Origin of the sequence: Candidatus Symbiopectobacterium sp. NZEC151 (assembly GCF_025962655.1) — a bacterium.
Classification (GTDB): domain Bacteria; phylum Pseudomonadota; class Gammaproteobacteria; order Enterobacterales; family Enterobacteriaceae; genus Symbiopectobacterium.
The window spans coordinates 124,553-145,823 of the sequence record NZ_JAGFPE010000006.1; the positions used below are offsets into that span (position 1 = coordinate 124,553).

Sequence of the window (21,271 nt, forward strand, 5' to 3'; positions counted from 1 at the left end):
GCATGCCGGTGATTGCGATGCAGGGGATTCGTGGCGGCGTTGGGACAACGTCGCTGACGGCAGGTTTGGCCTGGGCACTTGAGCAACTTGGCGAGCCGGTGCTGGCTATTGATTTCTCGGCGGACAACCTGCTGCGCTTTCATTTCAATATGCCCGCGCACAATACGCGCGGCTGGGCGCGCGCCGAGCTGGACGGCGACGCCTGGCATCGTGGTGCCATGCAATATCTGCCCAAACTGGCGTTTATCCCTTTTGGCACTCTGGCGCCAGAAGAGCATGAAACGCTGGCCCTGCGCCTGCAACACGTGCCCTCTTTTTGGCGTGACAATCTGCGCCATCTCGCCGGGCTTGGCCGCTACCGTTGGGTTTTGCTCGATCTGCCCGCCGGGCCTGCCACACTGGCGGTTCAGCAAGCATTGGTGCAGGCAGACACCGTGTTTACCGTTATTGTGCCTGACGCCAATTGTCATATCCGTTTGCACCAGCAAACGCTGCCCGCCGACGGCCATTTTTTAGTGAACCAATTCGTCACCATCAGCACATTGCAGCAAGATCTGCATCACCTGTGGCTGCATACCTTGCCTAACCTGCTGCCGCTGGTCATCCACCGCGATGAAGCGGTCGCCGAATCCCTCGCCAGCAAACTGGCCACTGGGGAGCACAGCCCGCAAAGCCTCGCCGCAGAAGAGATGCTGACGTTAGCCAACTGGTGCCTGATCAATCTGACGACGGAGGCGCCATGAGCACGGTGCTCAATCTGCTGCTGGTGCCCCCGGCCTATTCGGCGGTACGCCAGCGCTACCGTGACTTTCTCAAACAGGGGGCCACCCTGTTCACGGCAGGCATGGGCACGCTGTTGTCGGTGTTGGCCTGGACGTTTTTGCGCCTTGAGTCGCCCAGTTGGCAGCGGATTCGTAGCCAAAGTGCCTTCTGGTTTCCCCATATTTCCCCACATCGACCTCGCCCCGCCGATCCGTTGCGTTATCTGGCGCAGGGGCTGTGGCTGCTGGTGGTACGTAACGGGCAGATCCCCGCCGCCCGGCGTAATCTGTTTTCGGCGCTGCCGCGCTGGCGTCAGCGCTATCTCAATATGATGCAGCAACTGCCGCAGCGCATGGGTATCCAAGAGGCGTCCGCTGATACCCAGAAACCGCCGGTATCGGCGTTGGAAACGCTGCTGTTGATTCTTCTCGCCCTTGCCACCACCGCGCTGGCGATATTGTGTATCACCCAGCCGCTCGATCTGCTGGCGCAGTTTATGTTTATGCTGCTGCTGTGGGGCATTGCCATGTTGGTGCGTCGGGTGCCGGGACGGTTGCCGACGCTGATGATGATCGTGCTGTCGCTGACCGTTTCCAGCCGCTACCTGTGGTGGCGTTTTACGTCCACCCTTAACTGGGACGACCCGCTCAGTCTGATCTGTGGCTTGCTGTTACTGCTGGCAGAGACCTACGCCTGGATAGTACTGGTGCTCGGCTTCTTCCAAACCATTTGGCCGCTCAATCGCCAGCCAACGGCCCTGCCCGAAGACAGCCGGGAATGGCCCACCATCGACATCATGGTGCCGACCTACAATGAACCGCTGAGCGTGGTCAAACCCACGCTTTACGCGGCATTGGGCATCGACTGGCCGAAAGATAAAATCAATATCTACCTGCTCGACGATGGCAATCGCAAAGAATTTAAGGCGTTTGCCAACAGCGTCGGCATACACTACATCGCGCGCCCGACGCATGAACACGCCAAAGCGGGCAACATCAACCATGCGCTGAAACAGGCGCACGGCGAATTTGTCGCGATCTTTGACTGTGACCACGTGCCGACACGCTCATTCCTGCAACTGACCATGGGCTGGTTCCTCCGAGACCGCAAGCTGGGCATGCTGCAAACGCCGCACCATTTCTTCTCGCCGGACCCGTTTGAACGCAACCTGGGCCGCTTCCGCCGCACGCCGAATGAAGGGACATTGTTCTACGGGCTGGTGCAGGACGGCAACGACATGTGGGATGCCACCTTCTTCTGCGGCTCCTGCGCCATTCTGCGCCGCACCGCGCTGGATGAGGTGGGCGGCATTGCCGTGGAAACCGTGACTGAAGATGCGCACACCTCGCTGCGTTTACACCGACGCGGTTACACCTCCGCCTATATCCGTATCCCGCAGGCCGCCGGGCTTGCCACCGAAAGCCTGTCGGCGCACATCGGCCAGCGTATCCGCTGGGCGCGCGGCATGGTGCAGATCTTCCGGCTGGACAATCCGCTGTTCGGCAAAGGGCTGAAGCTTGGGCAACGTCTCTGCTACGCCAACGCCATGCTGCACTTCCTGTCCGGCATTCCGCGTTTGATTTTTCTGACGGCACCGCTGGCCTTTCTGCTGCTGCACGCTTACATCATCTATGCACCGGCACTCGCCATCGCACTGTACGTGCTGCCGCACATGATCCACTCCAGCCTGACCAACTCACGCATTCAAGGCCGCTATCGCCACTCGTTCTGGAGTGAAGTGTATGAAACCGTGCTGGCGTGGTATATCGCGCGGCCTACCACCGTCGCGCTGTTCAACCCGCACAAAGGCAAGTTCAACGTTACCGCCAAAGGCGGGCTGGTCGAGGATGTGCACGTTGACTGGATCATCACCCGCCCTTACCTGTTTCTGGTGGTGCTCAATCTGTTCGGTCTGGCCTTCGGTGCCTGGCGCATAGTGTATGGTCCGCCGGAAGAAGTGATGACGGTGATCATCAGTCTGGTGTGGGTGGCCTATAACATGACGATACTCGGCGGTGCCGTCGCGGTTTCCGTGGAGGCTAAGCAGGTACGCCAATCGCATCGCGTTGAAATCGCTCTCCCGGCCGCCATCCTGCGCGCAGACGGATTCCATTACTCCTGTACGCTACGCGATTATTCCGACGGTGGCGTCGGCATCGAGATGCATGCCGACGGCCTGTTAAAAGAGGGTGATAAGGGGTCACTGCTGCTGAATCGCGGCCCGCAGGAATACGCATTCCCGTTCGAAGTCACCCGCGCTTTCGGCACCAAGATTGGGCTGAAGATGGTCAATCTCTCGATACAGCAGCATATCGATTTTATTCAGTGCACCTTCGCGCGCGCCGACACCTGGGCGCTGTGGCAGGACAGTTTTCCGGAAGACAAGCCGATGGAAAGCCTGGGGGACGTGTTGGCATTAGGGTTCAGGGGCTATTTGCGCATGGCGGATTATGCGCCGCCGATGATTCGCGGCGTGTTTGTCGCCTTCACCTCTGCCATCGCCTGGTGTGTCTCCTTTATCCCGCGCTATGTCGGGCCGCCCCCGGCATTTGTGCCAACGGAACAGGCGTAACGCGATGCAGCTAAACACAACGGCCAGCACGGCCCTAACCGTGATGATGACATGATGACAAAAAAAATAACCTGGTTTACCGCTCTGGCTCTGGGCATGGTGCCGTTGTCTCAGGCTGAAACCGCAGCCCCACCGCTCATGCAGGCCGACAGTGCTGCGGCCACCCCCGTTGCCAGTCAGCAGTTGGGGTTTAAGCAACTGGCACCTGCGCCGGGCAGTTTCGCGCTGAAGGGAACCTCCCCTGTCGGCTATATCCAGTTTGGCGTGCGTCATGATGAAGTGGTGACGCAAGCGTCGCTCCAGCTGGAATTTACCCCCTCACCGACATTGACGCCGGTCGAATCGCATCTCAAGGTCTATCTCAATGAGGTGTTGATGGGCGTCGTTGCCATCACCAAAGAGCAAGTGGGCCAGCCAACGCGGGCAACCCTGCCGTTGGATCCGCGTTATATCACCGACTTTAACCGCGTGCGGCTGGAATTTGTAGGGCATTACAAGAGTTTATGCCAAGACCCATCGAGCAGTAGCCTGTGGCTGAATATCAGCCAGGCCAGCTCGCTCAACTTGCAGATGCAAAAGCTGCCGCTAAAAAACGATCTGGCGGCATTCCCCATTCCGTTCTTTGATGCCCGCGACAACCGGCCGCTTACGCTGCCCATGGTGTTTAATCAGCAGCCCGACCTGGGACAGCAGCAGGCTGCCGCGATCCTCGCCTCCTGGTTCGGTGCCCGCGCTCAGTGGCGTGGTCAATCCTTCCCGGCACTGTTCAATCAACTGCCCGACAGCCACGCGGTGGTGTTCGCCACCAATGCGCAGCGCCCGGATTTCCTGCGCGATTACCCGCCGGTCAATGGCCCGACGGTTGAAGTCATCAGTCATCCGCAGAACCCTTACGTTAAGCTGCTGCTGGTTCAGGGCCGCGATGACAATGACCTGATTACCGCCGTCAAAGGGATCGCACAGGGTAACATCTTGTTCCGAGGGCAGAATGTCAGCGTCGATCGCGTTGAGCAACTGGCACCGCGCCAACCCTACGATGCCCCGAACTGGATCCGTACCGATCGCCCGATGACGTTTGCCGAATTGCAGCAATATCCGGAGCAATTACAGAGCAGCGGCATCGATCCCGATCCTCTGATGATGACGCTGAATTTGCCGCCGGACCTGTTTCTGATCCGCAGCAAAGGTATCGATATGCACCTGAAATATCGCTATACCGCACCGCGCACGCTGGATGGATCGCGTCTGGCCGTCAACCTGAACAACCAGTTTGTTCAGGCCTTTAATCTGGTCCCCGAACGCGAGAAAAACGCCCTGCTGCTGCGCTTGCCGATTACCCAAGGGTTATTGGATTCGGATAAAAACCTGTCCATTCCGGCGTTAAAACTGGGCACCGTCAACGAGCTTCGCTTTGACTTCGATTACGCCACGGTCACCACCAGCAATATCTCGGCGGATCGCTGCGAAACTATCGCGCCTATCGAAAATCATGCGGTTATCGATGGCAACTCCACCATCAACTTCTCTGGCTATCGCCATTTTATGGCGATGCCGGATCTGCGCGCCTTCGCCAATGCCGGTTTCCCGTTCAGCCGGTTGGCCGACTTGTCGCAAACCGTGACGCTGATTGATAAAGCGCCCCCTGCGGAACAGGTCAGCGCGCTGCTGAATGCCATCGGTAATATCGGTGCGCAAACCGGCTATCCGGCGTTGGCGCTGCAACTGACCGACGACCCGGCGCAGCTCAGCCAGGTGGACAAAGATATTCTGTTGATCGGCTCACTGCCAGAATCGCTGCGCGACGAAGCCAAGGTCGGGTTGCTGACTGAAACCACCAAGAGTTGGGTCAAGATGCCGGTACGCCAAACCACGCTGCCGGATGAAGGCTCACCCAAAACCGACGGCAGACCGGACAGCAGAACCGACATTCGCGCCGAAACCGCCATGGCCACGATTATCGGCACGCAGTCCCCCTATTTTGCCCAGCGCAGCCTCGTCGCGTTACTGGCAGACAGCCCGCAGGGCTACACGCTGCTCAACAATGCCCTGATCGACAGTACCAAACGCGCCACGGTTTTCGGCTCGGCGGCCGTCATCCGCGATTCGGGCGTCAGCAGCTTGCGCGTAGGGGATATGTACTACGTGGGCCACCTTCCGTGGTGGGAACGCGTCTGGCACGCACTGGCGCTGCATCCGCTCTGGCTGGCTGGCATGTCCACCCTGGTCACGATCATTTTCGCCTGGCTGCTGTGGCGTGGCCTGAAAGTGCTCAGTCGTCGTCGCCTCTCCGCTGACGAGAAGGATTAACCGATGGGTATCCTGTGGCGCGCGCTGTTGTTGACGCTGCTGCTTAGCGGTCACGCTGTGGCTGCCACAGGCGTCTGCCACTGGCCCGCGTGGGAGCAGTACCAACGTGATTACATCAGTACGGAGGGGCGCGTTATCGACCCCTCCACGCCCAGCCAGATAACCACGTCCGAAGGGCAGAGCTACGGCCTGTTTTTCGCGCTGGTGGCCAATGACCGGGCGATGTTTGAAAAGCTGCTGCAATGGACCGAGGACAATCTGGCCTCCGGCGATCTCAGCGCTCACCTGCCCGCCTGGCAATGGGGCAAAAAGATACCGCAGGTCGATGATTCGCCGTGGGGCATCTTAGATCCCAATTCCGCCTCCGATGCCGATTTGTGGATTGCCTACAACCTGCTGGAAGCCGGGCGACTGTGGCAAAGCCGTCGCTTTCTGACGCTCGGCACGCTGCTGTTGCAGCGCATCGCCCATGAAGAAGTGGCCGATATTCCCGGTCTGGGCGTAATGCTGCTGCCGGGTAAAGTCGGGTTCGTGCACGGTGACCGTTGGCGGCTTAATCCCAGCTACCAGCCGCCGCAGTTGCTCGCGCGTTTCTCCACGCTAAACGGCCCGTGGAAAGCGATGCATGCGGTGAATCTCAGGCTGCTGAAAGAGAGTGCCCCCCACGGTTTCTCACCCGATTGGGTGGTTTGGAACAAGCAACAGGGTTGGCAATCGGATGAAACCAAACCCAATATTGGCAGTTACGATGCGATTCGCGTCTATCTGTGGGCTGCCATGCTGCCAGAAGAAAGCCAAGAGCGTGCTGCGCTCGTCGCCCATTTCCAGCCGATGGCGGCCCTGACGGCACAGTCGGGCACGCCGCCCGAGCGGGTAGACACGGCGACAGGGAAAGCGCAAGGAACGGGCTCTGTCGGTTTCTCCGCCGCGCTGCTGCCGCTGCTGGCAGCCACCCCGCGAGCGCGTGATGTTCAGCGCCAGCGCTTGCGCGACGCACCGCCGGACAACAACGCCTATTTTTCTGCTTCTCTGACGCTGTTCGGTCAGGGATGGGATGAACAACGTTACCGATTCAATCAACAGGGTGAACTTTTACCTTCCTGGGATAAGCAATGCGCAACTTCACCATAATAAGCGCCGGGCTGTTTTCAATGAGCCTGACGATGATTTCGCTCACTGCCGGGGCCGATACCGTGACGCCCAGCGCCTTTCTTATGGAGCAGGTCAGGCTGGGTGAAGCAAGCAACCGCGACGATCTGGTACGACAAACCCTGGCACGTCTGTCGTTGATTGATCCAGACAGTCCGGACGTGATCGCCGCACAGTTGCGGCTGGCGTTGCGTCAGGGCGATCAGGCGCAGGCACGGCAGCATCTGGAGAGGCTGCACAGCGTCGCGCCGAATTCCGAGCAGTACCGACAGTCAGCGATGATGCTGGCCCTCACACAACAGGATACGCGCCAGAAGCTGGAACAGGCGCGGCTGCAAGCCACCGCCGGGCGTTACGACGAGGCGAAGAAAGCCTACGACGAACTGTTCCACGGCGAACCGCCAACGCTCGATCTGGCCGTTGAATATTGGCGTCTGGTCGCGCGGTTGCCGGGGCAAGAGCCCACAGCCATTCAGCAACTGGAGGCATTGGATAAACGCTATCCCGGCAACGTCAATTTACGACTGACACTGGCACGCCGCCTGTTCAGTCAGGATCGCGATGCCGAAGGCTATGCGCTGCTGGAAAAACTGGCGGATGACCCCATCGGACGCAGTCAGGCAGCAGGCATGTGGATGGAAATGGTCAAACGCATGACGGTCTCTGCGCAAAGCGTCGCGCAACTTGACCGTTTTCTCACCGTGTTTGTCGACGACCCCAGCGTTGCTGGCGCGCAGCAAGAGCGCGATCGGCAGCAAAAGATGCTGGCCGATCCTGCCTATCAAGCGCGGCTGCGCGGATTGGCAAGCGTCGAGCAAGGGGCCAGCGGCAGTGCGGCTATCACAGATTTGAATAAGGCGCTGACCGAAACCCCCGACGATCCCAACCTGATTGGTGCACTGGGCATGGCGTATATGCGCAGCGGCGATCGCCCCAAAGCCTTGGCACTGTTCCAGCAAGCGAAAACGGCCGACATCAATAATGAAAACAGCGACAAATGGGATGCGCTCATTAAAAGCACCCGCTACTGGCTGGAAATTGATGCTGGCGATCGCGCACTGAAAGCCAATAATCTGGCGCAGGCGCAACAGCACTATCAGCAGGCCCAACAGGTGGACAGCAATGATGCCTACGCCCTTGTCGGGCTCGGTGACGTAGCTGGCGCACGACAGGATGACGCCGCCGCCAAGCGTTTTTATCAGCAGGCATTACAGCGGGAACCCACTAACAGCGGTGCGATTCGCGGCATGGCCGCCCTCTATGGCCGCCAATCGCCACAGGCGGCGCTCGCTTATATCAACAATCTCCCTGCGGCCCAACGTCAACCGCTGCAAGAGACGTTGACCGCACTCAAGCGCGATATCACCACCCAGCAAGCCGATAGTCTGGCGGAACAAGGGAAATGGCGCGAGGCGGCAGAAACCTATCAACAGGTCTATCAGCCCAGTGCCGATGATATCTGGTTGCCCTATCACTACGCACAGGTGCTGCGCCAGCTCAACCAAAACGCGCAGGCAGATGACATCATGCAGCGGATGGCTCATACGCCCCCCGCCAGCCCTGAGCGTGCTTATGCTTACGCACTCTATCTTTCAGCAACCGAACGTGAGGCACAGGCGCTGGCGCATTTGCACACGCTGCCCGAGGCGCAGTGGAGCGACAACATGCGAGAACTGGCGCAACGGCTCACCATGGAGCGCACGCTGGCGCATGCCCAGGCACTGTATGATGCAGGCAATGAGGCCGGTGCCGTCAGCTACCTGCAACAGCAGCCCGCCGATACCCGTATTTCGTTGATGTTGGCAGACTGGGCGCTGCAACGGGGCAATGCCGCCGATGCGTTGACGCGCTACCGTAAAGTGCTGGCACAGGACGCACAAAACGCAGATGCCCAGTTAGGGGAAGTGGAAGCGTTAATCGCCGCCGGACAGCGCGATGAGGCACGCCAGCGTTTGCACGCGCTAAACATTGCCGATGACAGTTCGCTCAATACCCAGCGTCGCGTCGCCAATGCCTGGTATGCCGTTGGTAACGTGCCGTTAGCCAATCAGACGCTGCAAGCAGCCAAAACCAGCGCGCAGAAAGCGCCCCCGAGCCAGATTAAAGCGTGGATCCACCGCGATGCGGCGCGTCTGGAAACACAGCAGGGCCAATCCGCCGAGGCGCAGGCCGATTACCGCCAGGCGATGGTTGCCAGCGGTATCAGCAGCGTGTCGCCACAGGATAACGACGGCTACACCCGTTTGACGCGCTCACAGCAGAATGACGACTGGCTGCAACGCAGCATTCGTGCCGATGCGGCCGAACAGTATCGGCAGCAGGACATCAACGTGACCCTCGGCCACGATTACTGGCGCTCCAGTGGCACTAACGGTATCTCCAATCTGAAAGCGCACAATACGATATTGAACGTCGATTTTCCGCTCTATCAGGGCCGTGGCTTCGTGCGCACCGATACCATCACGATGAATGCGGGACGCTTTAACACCAACAGCAACGGGGCATTCCGCGAGGTGTTTGGCACCTGCGCCACGCTGGATTGCTACAGCGGCAGAACGCAGAAAACCTCTGGCACCGGCGTCGCCGCAGGCTGGAAAAACGATCGCTGGACGGCGGATATTGGCACCACGCCCATCGGGTTCGAGGTGGTAGACGTGGTCGGTGGCGTCAGCTACAGCGGTGACTGGCAACAGTTGGGCTGGACGGCTACGGCGTCGCGCCGCCCCATCTCCAGCTCACTGCTGGCCTTCGGCGGCGCTAACGATCCCATTACCGGCACCACCTGGGGTGGCGTGCGCGCCACCGGTGCCAGCCTGGGGCTCAGCTACGATCGCGGTGAAGCACACGGCGTATGGAGCGATTTAAGCTTCCACCAGATTACCGGGAAAAATGTGGCAGATAACCATCGCGCCCGCGCCATGGCCGGTTACTACTATAAACTTATCAATGAAGATAATCGCCGCCTCACCGTCGGGGCGAGCACCATGTGGTGGAGCTACCAGAAAGATCTCAGCGGCTATTCCCTCGGGCAAGGGGGCTATTACAGCCCGCAGCAGTATGTCTCGTTTGGGCTTCCCATCAATTACCGCCAGCGTACCGAAAACTGGTCGTGGGAATTGGGCGGCACCGTCTCCTGGTCTTATGCCAAGACCAAAAATCAGCGTCGTTATCCGTTAGGCAGTCTGGTCAGCAGCGCCGGATTAACCGCCGATGAACGGGATCGCATCGAAACCGGCAGCAGCAGTTCCGGCGTCGGCTACACGCTGCGCGCCTTGATCGAACGTCGCCTCACGTCGCACTGGACGCTGGGCGCCGCCATCGATATTCAGGAAGCAAAAGATTACACGCCGAGCCACGGCATGCTCTATCTGCGTTACTCATTCGCGGGTTGGCAAGGGGATTTGGATAGCCCGCCGCAACCGCCAACACCGTATTCAGATTTCAAATAGCGCGCAACCTCCGCGCCGTGCCGTAAAAAATCGCACGGGCGGAGGAAGGCACTACACCTCTCTCGTAAAGTAAACAAGCCACAGTTTCCTTACCTCTTCGACGTAAAAACGGATAGGATGACGCGTTACGCAAACCACCCAGGGATGCGTGCGTCAAAACCAATAAGAAAAACCTATGGCAACGGGTGTAATAATGCGTAGAAGTGAAAAGATCATCAGTGACTACCTTGCCCTCTCCCCGAAAGAGCAGATCGCCTATCTGCGCAGTTTTAATCAGAATCTTGACGCAGAGCTATGCGATTTCTTTCTGTGCATCGCCCTCGACAAGGCACAAGAGACGCCGCTGCGCAAAGAAGCGATGAATGTCATCGGCCTGTTCAAAGGCCACGGCAACGACAACGCCATCAAAAAAGCGCTGTATCATCTGATACGCACGCCGAACACGGATATCCAGATTCACGCCATCGGCGCATTAGGGTTGATGCACATCGATGAGAACGATCTGCGCTATATCGCTCACCTTGCACAGCACAGTGAGGATGAACGGGTGCTGGCCGCAGCCAACGCATTTATCGCCAATCGACGCGATGTTGCCAGCGCGTTGTAAGGTATGACTTATTGATTCGATACAGACAACGCATTAGCGATAACGATCACACTTTTGTACCTTATGTCTCATACCAACACATGAGGATAACGTGATGTCTGTCATTAACACGCAAGTCAAACCTTTCAAAAACCAAGCATTCAAAGACGGAAAATTTGTCGAAGTCACCGAAAGGGACATCGAAGGCAAATGGAGCGTGTTCTTCTTCTATCCGGCTGACTTCACCTTCGTTTGCCCGACCGAACTGGGCGACGTGGCTGACCACTATGCAGAATTCAAGAAACTGGGCGTAGAAATCTACTCCGTGTCCACCGACACCCATTTCACGCACAAAGCCTGGCACAGCAGCTCTGATACCATCGCTAAAATCCAATACACCATGATCGGTGACCCGACAGGCCAACTGACGCGTAACTTTGAAAACATGCGTGAAGATCAAGGTCTGGCCGACCGCGGCACCTTTATCGTTGACCCGCAAGGCATCATCCAGGCCGTAGAAATCACCGCCGAAGGCATTGGCCGTGACGCCTCTGACCTGCTGCGCAAAGTAAAAGCGGCACAGTACGTTGCTTCCCACCCCGGCGAAGTGTGCCCGGCCAAATGGCAGGAAGGCGAAGCCACGCTGGCACCGTCTCTGGATCTGGTTGGCAAGATCTGATTTTTGCCGCGCGTTATCGGGTGCCCCGCACCCGATTAAGACTGACGACTGGCCTTTTCGGTACATCCGAGTTTCCCGGCAAATCACGCCGTGGGGCACTCCGGCGGCTTACGCCGCTACGACCCCATCGCCGCACTTTGCCTAACAGCAGGCACTGACAGTCGTCTGATTCCCTCCGCTTTGTCGCACCACGTAAGGATGACCCATGCTCGACAACAATCTGAAAAACCAGTTAGCCGCCTATCTGGAAAAATTAACCAAACCTGTCGAGTTAATCGCCGCGCTGGACGACTCGGCTAAATCCGCTGAAATTCGCGCGTTACTGACAGATATCGCGAGCTTATCACCGCAGGTGACCTTCAAAGAAGATTACGCCAGCGCAGAGCGTAAGCCCTCATTTCAGATAACCAATCCCGGCTCCCACAGCGGTCCGCGTTTCGCCGGTTCACCGATGGGCCACGAATTTACTTCGCTGGTGCTGGCACTGCTGCAAACCGGCGGTCATCCGGCGAAAGAGACGCAGGAACTGCTGGAGCAGGTGCGTGACATCGACGGCAGCTATCATTTTGAAACCTTCTATTCGCTGTCATGCCACAACTGCCCGGACGTGGTTCAGGCACTGAACCTGATGGCGATCCTGAATCCCAACATTACCCACACCGCGATTGACGGCGGCGTCTTCCAACAGGAAGTGCAGGATCGCAACGTGATGGGGGTGCCCACCATTTTCCTGAATGGTGAACACTTCAGCCAGGGCCGCATGAGCCTGGGTGAAATCATCGCGAAACTCGATACCGGTGCCAGTGACAAACAAGCGGCCAAGCTCAACGCGCGCGCCGCTTACGATGTGCTGATTATTGGCAGCGGCCCGGCAGGCGCAGCGGCAGCGGTGTATTCCGCACGTAAAGGCATCCGCACCGGCCTGATGGGCGAGCGTTTTGGCGGCCAGGTGCTGGATACCGTGGATATCGAAAACTACATCTCCGTACCAAAAACCGAAGGTGCCAAACTGGCTACCGCACTGAAAAGCCACGTTGATGACTACGATGTAGATGTGATTGACCTGCAAACGGCCAGCAAGCTGATCCCGGCCAAAGCGCCCGGCGAACTGCACCAGATTGAAACCGCCTCCGGCGCAACGCTGAAAGCCCGCAGCATCATCCTTGCCACGGGCGCACGCTGGCGCAACATGAACGTGCCTGGCGAAGATCAGTACCGTACGCGTGGGGTGACCTATTGCCCACACTGCGATGGCCCGCTGTTCAAAGGCAAGCATGTTGCCGTCATTGGCGGGGGCAACTCCGGCGTGGAAGCGGCTATCGATCTGGCGGGCGTGGTGAAGCACGTTACCCTGCTGGAATTTGCGCCCGAGCTGAAAGCGGACTCGGTGTTGCAGGCAAAAGTACGCAGCCTGCCGAACGTTGATATCATTCTTAGCGCACAGACCACGGAAGTGAAAGGCGACGGACAGAAAGTGACAGGCCTGAGCTACCTTAATCGTGTCGACGATACGCAACATTCGTTAGCGCTGGAAGGGATCTTCGTGCAGATCGGTTTGCTGCCGAACACCCAATGGCTGGAAGGCAGCGTGGAGCGCAACCGCATGGGCGAAATCATCATCGATGCCAAATGCGAAACCACCGTTAAAGGCGTATTTGCCGCCGGTGACTGCACCACCGTGCCTTACAAACAAATCATCATCGCCACCGGTGAAGGTGCGAAAGCGTCGCTGAGTGCGTTTGATTATTTGATTCGGTCCGCGTAACGCGCATTGGCGAGTACCGTGCAATGTGTCGTGCTTGCAGGCTCGCTGGTTCTTCGCAACACACCCGCTGAGGCGTCCAATCCCACCTCAGCGGGTCTATTAGTCTTGAATAAACCTGCCTTAGAAAAAGACCAGCCTGATATCTTGGCTGGTCACCCCTGATGTTATCGGCTTTCAAAAAAAAGAATTATATTTTTATCGGTGTTTCGAAGAGAAATATAACTGAGGGAGGCGGATAAGTAGAGTGGAGAAATTACTTCATTGAGGGAGTAAAAATCACTTAATGTGAAGATAGCCGATGACAATTTTTGGTTTGTCATCGACTACGACGGTTCTGTACACATCACGCCTCTAAATCCTGCTCATAATCTTTTTTGAAACCTATTTTCTTATAAGTCATGATGCGTTTCGGTACATAACGGTGCAAATTTATCTTTTCACAGAAGAGCTTAAAATCATCCTGATGGCTAACACCCGCTTTAGCGTACATCGCTGCCAATCGGTTCTCAACCGTACGTGCTGAAATGAAAAGCGCAGAGGCAATATCTTTACAGCTCATCCCTTGCAACCGGAAGAAAATAATTTCACACTCTTTTTCGGTAAACACATCGTCTGGTTTATTAAGCAGTAATGAACCGGGCAGTTTACCCTTAACAAAATCGTTGGGTGTAAACACCTCTAAGTATTTCAAGGAATGGAATGCACCGATACACCGATTCTCTTCATCATAAAAGGGAACTTTACGACAAATATAAGGCATATCGACAGCTTGAGGGTGCAACTCCAGCATGACCTGAGGCTTGCGGGTGGCAACCAGGTTCCTGTCCTGCACACGCCATTCCTCCAAGGTATCTCCGTTTTCAAACAGACAAGACGGAATTTCATAATCATAGCGGTCTATAATTTCACTTGTCGATCTTAACCCCGCTAATTTAGCGAACGCGAGGTTGGAATACAAAACCGGACCGTCTGGCGTACGAATACAATAAGGGTCAGGCAAAAGGTCCAATGAACGTGTCAACATTTTCGGAATAATGATATCTTGACGTGTATTTTTCTGAGAATCTGGCATAATCTGTTCTCCCTTTGAGATAAAATAAATCGTAATTATCACATCTGAAGAACAAATTATATCAATAACAGATTCCCGTTTAATTACTGTTGTTGGATGGTGTTTTTTATCGTTAAACTTCTTACGATGCCGATGATTTTCCTGCACGTCTTATCACAACAAACAATATATTTCAGAATAATCTCTTTTTTACCGCACAATTCCAAACAATTAAAACAACTCGCTATAATTTTGGGTACTATGCTCTCAACGTACTCCGTCGTTAAGCCACTTACACAGCGAAGGCGAACGCCAACATCATTCACCTTCGCTGGCTACCTTAAGTGCTGGTTTGTCTTTGCAACGTCAACAATCCCTTGCCTTAATCGCAGGTAGCTACAGACCAATTTTCTACGATCTCGGGGATGCTTCGCAATCACAGGTGATCTGGTGATTGCCAACCCCGTTTCTGGCACTTTGCGTTATTCCGGTGAGAAGTGTCGTAAAATCTGTCATATCACTCAGCAAGAACATTGTGCCAAGAGTCAGCGAGAAGCCATAAACTGGAAACAGTTTGAAGCTCATTTTCTTCGTTAAGATTGAACAAGGCTTCTTGAAAAGAAACATTCATACCATTTAAATTCATCATTTGGTTGGATTTCACATAACTAAAACTGCTTCTTAGCCGTTCTAATTGAGGAGGGTTATTTAAGTATCTTTTTAAGTTTCTTTCCGCTTCGTCAAATGAGGTGTAAAAATCAAAGGTTTTTAATTCACCATCCTTATTCCTCATTTCAAAATTACCTTGGCAAAAGTAGCGCTCCAGTATAGATGAATCAACTACGGGCATATTGTTGATTTTTATTCCTGCCGCATGAGGTACACTGGACAAGTAGCAAAAAATGACATTTTCTGGCTTCAGGTCAAATATAGCATTTTTATCATGAATTTCTCTAAATCGATCATACTCAGAAAGGAAGAAATTTATCTTTTGTTTGGCATTTGAACCTTTCATCTCATTTAAATTATTATGATACCCCATAACACCTGTTCTGTAGATAAACGACTTTGCCTCTATCAAAAGATAAGTTTCACCGATCCTTATAATAATATCTATTTCTTCATTTTCTTTCCCCTTTGACTGCTTAAACCCGAGAGCCAACACACGGCAAAACCCTGTCTGTAGTATTTTGTTATTATAAATCTGATCAGCTATTAGCTTTGCGAAAAACTTTTCAAAGAACTTCCCCTTTTTCAGCTCTTTTATATTTAGTTGAGTTTTTACTACTTCATCAATAACTCTAGTAATTTGCCCTCCCATGAAAACACCCAAACTAATATAATAACTCCCATCTATCTCATAAATTGGCTTGAGATAAAAATCAGATAATTTACGCTTACTGTTAGTATGAAGTTCAACTAATTGCTCGGCTTTTAATTTGCTAATATTTATACAATACGTTAAAATATTAACTAATTCATCTTTAGAAAAAATTACGGGCTGATTAAATCTTCCTTTTTTTAAAAAACACTTGATTATACAAGTTGACAATCTAATAAAAACAATCCAAAAATACCGCACATCAAACAATGTCAAATGTTGAAAATCATTTAAAGGAATATTTTCATAACCTCTATAGTAAAATGGGTGTTGATTTAGTATCAATTGATGCTGAATGGAAGTATCCTCATCAGGTTCATCATAAATGATATTAAACCTATCATTTGTAATGAGAATATCACTTGGCATAAATTTTATTTTTGGATCAACAAATCCTCCATCACGATATGCTCCATGCAATAATTGTAACAAATGATCTTTGAATCGTTGAACGGCAATTTTCTCGCCAAAGTCAACATCACAATCACTAGGGGATAGTATGATCCCATCCTCGTTATTTTTAAATGTCCAATTTGATTTTGTTATCTTCTCCCATTGATTTTGCAAATAAATCCTTTTGGAAGCTAAGCTGTATAATTCATGATATATATCTTTTTGTTTATATCTTACAACCTTTTGATCTGATATTTTTATACATAATTGACTCGATTCATGAATAGTTTCCAATAAAGAATCAAGGTTTTCCGTGAAACGGCCATTTTCACTATCTAGGAATAAATTAAGAATCAAATTTTGTTGATAAACCATGATCTCGTGCTCTGAGACCCCATTAATAACCTTAACTAATCTCGCGCATTTTTGGTCAATTTCTCTCAGTAACTCCCCAATAATTAAACCATCATTAAAAAGGCTAGATGTATTTCTTTCTTTAAGATCGAAAACCTCTGACCATTTTTTTGAATCAAAGAAGAAAGATGTTGGTATATATTCTTTTTCTTTCATATTTTATCCATAAATATTTATATTGTTAAAATCAAATCGCTATCAATTCAAAATATATGAATAACATCATTCATTCAATATATTTAATCTTTAAAATTTTTGAAACCAATCAGACTCCATATTGTTTTTATAGAGATAATAAGCTTGGACGCCATTTCTAACCTAATGAGTTCCTGATATAAAATTGAATATATTGATAGCCTTTGAACATACGTTAGTCCAAATGAATATAAATCCCCTCAGATATGAGCAGTTTCGATAAGAAGGGGAACTCTCGGAGGCGTCAATCCCGGGGTCTTTGAACAGCCCTCGCCGTAAGGATATTTTTTATCTAGTGTCGTGGAGCCAGTCCAAAGGCTACCTCCGCTTGAGCAACCATTGATTCAGTACGGATAGATACGGTAAAAATAGGTGCGCTAAGGCTATGACATAAAAAAGACGCGTAGCGCGCCGGGTGCCGCCAGTCAGTTACACGGGGTGAGATACTCGGTTACCGATCTTGCGGCAACCAACAGACTATACCCTACACATTTGAGCGGCAGCAAGCCGCTTCTATTCTATTCTGGTTTCGGCGATCGCAGGGATGCTTCGCAATCACGAGTAAGGTGGGTGCTCTACTCTCTGATGATTCATCACAGGGACAGGTCACACCATCACTGGCCCTGCGTTAGGTTTATTTTCCCAGGAAACCTGGAATAGACGATGTGGCAGTGGCTGCTTTTGCCTCGCTGAGAAGTTTCTCCCAGTCATCTGGCGGTTCGCCTGCTTTTAACATCCCTGCAAACACCTTATAGGCGTCTGTCTTTGAACCGTAAGCGCGAAGCGTATCGAAATCGTTTACCCAACCGATAATGATAATCTTATGCTCCGCGCTGCAACGATAGAACAAACGGAACTGCGACAAGAACTTTGCGCGGAACCAATGTTTGAATTCATCGCCTAAAGTGTCTCCCTGACGGTATTGCGCGTTGAGGGGGTCGGCTGCTATCCATTCCTCAATCACACGCTCAATCGCATGTAGGAGCTTTGTTTCCTTCTTGCCAAGGTATTCGCTGGGCTTTGCGGCCTTTAACTCAGTAACCTTTTGGGCAAGTTCTGCAATCTGCTGCAAAAAGCATGAATGAAAGCAGATTTTCCAACCATTTACTGCTAAATACTCCATGTCTCACCGCCTTGCTTTTTTAGTTAGTCATCAGTAAGCGGCGCGTCTAAATCGACCTCAACTCCAGCAGTTAATGCTTTGATGCTTTCCCAGAAAGCCACCGGTACAGGGTGAATGTTCTGTGGGTTTTTCTTCATGTCGTTTTCGAGAAAAGTCAGAAACTGCGATACAACAGGGTCATCCTGTTCTTCTTCCTGTCGGGACATGATGACTTTGCCGCCTGCAAGCAAGGTGTACTTAATGTACTCACCGGGCTTGAGATGCAAAGCATCGCGTATTGCTGCCGGAATCGTTGTCTGGCTGCGTTCGGTGAGTCGAGACTCAGCGCGCAGTGACACGTCCGCCGTATTAATTTGAATAGTCATTGATTGAACCCTGCATAAGTTGCGCTTACTCGGATGAGCACGACAATTGTAATGCAGATGCATTGCACAATGCAAATGCATTAATCTTACTAAAAACAGACTTTGAACCGACGGTTAACCTGCTCCCCGTTGATTGACACACAGTGGTAATGACCATTGCAGCACCAAACGGTCGGACTGCTGGGCATCAGGTCTGCTATGCATGAGCAACAAACGTAACGTTCGTTCATCTAACAATAAGGCACTGGCATCAAGAACGCTGGTACTCTTTCTCCCCTCAGGCCGATACAAACCGCTACGACCATTTTCCTAAGAGAGAGAATGATGAACTATCAGGAGACATTGCAGCAGTTATTATTAAACGACCCGATAAGAATGAAGGCTCTGCGCGCTGCGCGGGGGTTAACACTGCGTGATGGCTGGATCGGCGCTGGGTTTGTGCGGGATGCCGTGTGGGATCACCGGCACGGGTATGGGCAAAGGCCGGTATCGGGTGATGTGGATGTTGTCTGGTTCGATGCCGAACGCGATGATCCGGCTTACGATCGCGACCTGCAAGAGAAACTGGGTCAACAAACACCTGAGTTCAACTGGTCGGTGAAGAATCAAGCCAGAATGCATCAACGTAACGGTAATGCTCCTTATCGCTCAACAGAAAATGCGCTGCTGTATTGGCCTGAGACCGCAACGGCTGTCGCCGCCAGAGTGGGAGATAACAATATTATTGAGATTCTAGCGCCCTATGGGCTCGACGATCTGTTTGAACTGCGTCTACGACCGACGCCGCCTTTTGAGCATGACAAGTTAGCTGTTTTCAGGCAACGCGTCGTTGCAAAACGGTGGATGGAGCGTTATCCCCTGTTGCAGCTTATCGCTCCCGCCTAATCACAACAGGTGAATGCGGAATTATCATTATTTACTCATTACTTATTGACGGTTGAGGCCGATATTTTAATCCAGACACTGGTGCATGCAGTCAATGAACATGTTCATCGCAGGGCTCACCGTTCTGCCTGCATGATAGGCACAAAGCGCAGTAATCGATGGCGGAGTCTCGGAAAATGGCAGCTCCTGCAACTCGCCCGATGCCAGTTCCCGCAACACACTGAAACGTGGCAAAAACGAAATCCCCAGATTACTGGCCACACATTGCTTTATGCTCTCAATGCTCCAGAGTTCAATGGTGTTCTCAAGCGTTATCTTTCTCTCGCGAAGCGCAGACTCAAAAATTTGTCTGAACACACACTGAGGCTCATTGATAATGAAGCTGACCGGAATGTGCTGCTCCCTTTGCGTAAAATCGACGTGCTGAAGCTGCGGGGATGCAACAAGCACCAGCTCCTGTTGCCCGAAATATTCCATGTGCAGCGCATCATCATTTCCGACGCGATAAAAAACGCCCAGATCCGTATGGTCAGCCAGCAGAGAATCACGAATGACATAGCAGTTAACCGACTGAAGCGACAGACGAACTTTTGGCGCTTTTTCCCTGAATAACCGGAGAACGTCCGGCATTTTATAGGCCAGCAGCGTTTCCCCTACCATGATCCGCAAATCCCCGGCGATATCTTCCTCACGGGAAGAAATCTGACGGATCCCGTCCAGTACACGCGTCAGTTCCCTCACCCTTGGCAGCAGTAATTTCCCGGCAGGTGTTAATACCATACGGCGACCCACTTTCTCAAAAACCGGGTACGCCAGTTCCTGTTCTAACTGCTGGATCTGAAAAGTAATGGTCGATTGGGTACAGCACAGTTTCCGGGCGGCTTGTGCAAAAGAGCCCTCCTCAACCACCGTTTTGAAGGTAATGAAGCGACGCAGATCCATACAGCTCCCAAACATATCGAAATATTGAAAATCTGACATTGAAAACATTCGCTTTTTTGAATGTTTCTGGGCGGATAATATGCGGCAGGACTAAGGAGATCACAAGTGACATCAACCATTATCAGTGGGTTTTTAACCTACACATTGATTACTGCATTGACCCCCGGCCCCAACAACATCCTGGCGCTTAGCTCGGTAAATCAGTATGGCCTGCGCCGCAGTATTCGCGTGTTGATGGGCATGAGCGCGGGGTTTCTAGTGCTTATGCTTGCCTGCGGCGCGTTTACCTTTACGCTGATTAGCCTTCTTCCTTCATTAACCCGATGGCTGGTCTGGATCGGTGCGGGATATATCCTCTGGCTGGCATGGCGCATTGCGACCCATGCGCCAACCACAGCAAACGGCAGCGGGCACCCTCTCAGTTTTTGGGTAAGTTTTTGGCTGCAATTTGCTAACGTTAAGATCATTCTTTACGGTATCACCGCCTTGTCTGCATTCGTTTTACCCTATACACAGGATATTTTTTGGGTAACGGCAGTCAGCATCCTTTTGGCGGTGATTGGCTGTGTGGGAAATCTGGTCTGGGCGCTGGCGGGGCATCTGTTCCAGTCGCTTTTCCGCAGGCATGGTCAGGTGGTCAATCTGGTGCTGGCTTTGTTGCTGGTTTACTGTGCCGCCCGGATGTTTTTCTGACGCATTCTGAATTGCCCAGCCGTTCAGGGAGATGACGAAACCCAAAAGCTTCATAGCGTCGAACATCATCCTTCCGTTCGTCGAGCGTTTCGAGATAGCAGGCGCGGTAATTCAAGCAACCGCTTTAGACGATTTCCGCATTCAATAGATCGGTACCGTAAGAGTTGTCGATGGTGCACAGCCAACGGTTATCGCTTTCCTGGCGAAAGACATAGGTAGCACGACGCGTTGTCTCTACCGTCCCACCTTGTCCGTCGGGGAAACGGAGCAATGTTTCCATAATAACCAGCGCATTTCCGCCACCTTCAATGACCTGCATTTCGCCCTGTTTCACGACAAGTTGATCCTGAAAGTAATCAGAGATGGCAATAAAGGCTTTCCTGATGTTCTCTTTTCCTTTCACGATCATGCCTGGCTTAACCACCAGCGCGGCGTCTTCAGAATAGTGATCCATCAGTGAGTCAAAGTCTCTCTTGGAGATCGCCACATCACAGGATTCAATGATGTGGCGTAACGGATGTGAGTGCATGCAAATCTATCCTGCTAAGTGACTGTCCGTG

General features: G+C 52.8%; 16 protein-coding genes. 10 read left to right on the forward strand and 6 right to left on the reverse strand.

Features of this window, described 5'->3' with window-relative positions:
- Positions 1 to 2: 2 nt before the first annotated feature.
- The 8 genes from bcsQ (at position 3) to ahpF (ending at position 13,269) form a co-directional block, all read left to right on the forward strand.
- On the forward strand, positions 3 to 743 hold the full coding sequence (bcsQ, locus tag J5067_RS17720) for a cellulose biosynthesis protein BcsQ (RefSeq protein ID WP_264651661.1): 741 nt from the start codon (positions 3 to 5) through the stop codon (positions 741 to 743).
- Positions 740 to 3,334, forward strand: a complete 2,595-nt coding sequence (gene bcsA, locus J5067_RS17725; RefSeq protein ID WP_264651662.1) for a UDP-forming cellulose synthase catalytic subunit — start codon at positions 740 to 742, stop codon at positions 3,332 to 3,334. Before bcsQ ends, bcsA begins: the two co-directional genes overlap by 4 nt.
- A 54-nt stretch (positions 3,335 to 3,388) precedes the next feature.
- The gene (bcsB, locus tag J5067_RS17730) at positions 3,389 to 5,641 is read left to right on the forward strand and encodes a cellulose biosynthesis cyclic di-GMP-binding regulatory protein BcsB (RefSeq protein WP_264651727.1); all 2,253 of its coding nucleotides are present in this window, start codon (positions 3,389 to 3,391) and stop codon (positions 5,639 to 5,641) included.
- 3 nt (positions 5,642 to 5,644) lie between these two features.
- Positions 5,645 to 6,772, forward strand: coding sequence for a cellulose synthase complex periplasmic endoglucanase BcsZ (gene bcsZ, locus J5067_RS17735; RefSeq protein ID WP_264651663.1), 1,128 nt, complete (start codon positions 5,645 to 5,647; stop codon positions 6,770 to 6,772).
- A gap of 32 nt (positions 6,773 to 6,804) precedes the next feature.
- Entirely contained in the window at positions 6,805 to 10,239 is a 3,435-nt protein-coding gene (gene bcsC / locus J5067_RS17740) for a cellulose synthase complex outer membrane protein BcsC (RefSeq protein ID WP_264651664.1), read from the forward strand.
- Between the two features lie 193 nt (positions 10,240 to 10,432).
- The gene (locus J5067_RS17745) at positions 10,433 to 10,846 is read left to right on the forward strand and encodes a HEAT repeat domain-containing protein (RefSeq protein ID WP_264651665.1); all 414 of its coding nucleotides are present in this window, start codon (positions 10,433 to 10,435) and stop codon (positions 10,844 to 10,846) included.
- A 94-nt stretch (positions 10,847 to 10,940) separates the two neighbouring features.
- A complete protein-coding gene (gene ahpC / locus J5067_RS17750; RefSeq protein ID WP_264624372.1) occupies positions 10,941 to 11,504 on the forward strand; it encodes an alkyl hydroperoxide reductase subunit C in 564 nt (187 codons plus the stop codon).
- 205 nt (positions 11,505 to 11,709) lie between these two features.
- A complete protein-coding gene (ahpF, locus tag J5067_RS17755) occupies positions 11,710 to 13,269 on the forward strand; it encodes an alkyl hydroperoxide reductase subunit F (protein ID WP_264651666.1) in 1,560 nt (519 codons plus the stop codon).
- A gap of 343 nt (positions 13,270 to 13,612) precedes the next feature.
- On the opposite strand, the gene J5067_RS17760 is transcribed toward ahpF, so the two are convergent.
- The 4 genes from J5067_RS17760 to J5067_RS17775 all read right to left on the reverse strand — a co-directional run bounded on the left by J5067_RS17760 (position 13,613) and on the right by J5067_RS17775 (position 18,191).
- The gene (locus J5067_RS17760; RefSeq protein ID WP_264627540.1) at positions 13,613 to 14,341 is read right to left on the reverse strand and encodes a PAS and helix-turn-helix domain-containing protein; all 729 of its coding nucleotides are present in this window, start codon (positions 14,339 to 14,341) and stop codon (positions 13,613 to 13,615) included.
- A gap of 496 nt (positions 14,342 to 14,837) precedes the next feature.
- Positions 14,838 to 16,664, reverse strand: coding sequence for a hypothetical protein (locus tag J5067_RS17765; RefSeq protein ID WP_264627539.1), 1,827 nt, complete (start codon positions 16,662 to 16,664; stop codon positions 14,838 to 14,840).
- A 673-nt stretch (positions 16,665 to 17,337) separates the two neighbouring features.
- Positions 17,338 to 17,826 (reverse strand): type II toxin-antitoxin system YhaV family toxin, encoded by a 489-nt coding sequence (locus tag J5067_RS17770; protein ID WP_264651667.1) that lies wholly within the window; start codon positions 17,824 to 17,826, stop codon positions 17,338 to 17,340.
- A 23-nt stretch (positions 17,827 to 17,849) separates the two neighbouring features.
- Positions 17,850 to 18,191 (reverse strand): type II toxin-antitoxin system PrlF family antitoxin, encoded by a 342-nt coding sequence (locus tag J5067_RS17775; protein WP_264627537.1) that lies wholly within the window; start codon positions 18,189 to 18,191, stop codon positions 17,850 to 17,852.
- Positions 18,192 to 18,515: 324 nt separating this feature from the next.
- Between J5067_RS17775 and J5067_RS17780 the strand changes: the two genes are divergently transcribed.
- Positions 18,516 to 19,076, forward strand: coding sequence for a nucleotidyltransferase family protein (locus J5067_RS17780; protein WP_264627541.1), 561 nt, complete (start codon positions 18,516 to 18,518; stop codon positions 19,074 to 19,076).
- A gap of 66 nt (positions 19,077 to 19,142) precedes the next feature.
- Here the strand turns inward: J5067_RS17780 and J5067_RS17785 are convergent, their stop codons facing one another.
- A complete protein-coding gene (locus J5067_RS17785) occupies positions 19,143 to 20,018 on the reverse strand; it encodes a LysR family transcriptional regulator (RefSeq protein WP_264651728.1) in 876 nt (291 codons plus the stop codon).
- Between the two features lie 105 nt (positions 20,019 to 20,123).
- Here J5067_RS17785 and eamB point away from each other — a divergent pair, with 105 nt between their 5' ends.
- The gene (gene eamB / locus J5067_RS17790) at positions 20,124 to 20,711 is read left to right on the forward strand and encodes a cysteine/O-acetylserine transporter (RefSeq protein WP_264651668.1); all 588 of its coding nucleotides are present in this window, start codon (positions 20,124 to 20,126) and stop codon (positions 20,709 to 20,711) included.
- Between the two features lie 124 nt (positions 20,712 to 20,835).
- Here the strand turns inward: eamB and J5067_RS17795 are convergent, their stop codons facing one another.
- Entirely contained in the window at positions 20,836 to 21,240 is a 405-nt protein-coding gene (locus tag J5067_RS17795) for a nuclear transport factor 2 family protein (protein ID WP_264651669.1), read from the reverse strand.
- Between the last annotated feature and the right edge of the window lie 31 nt (positions 21,241 to 21,271).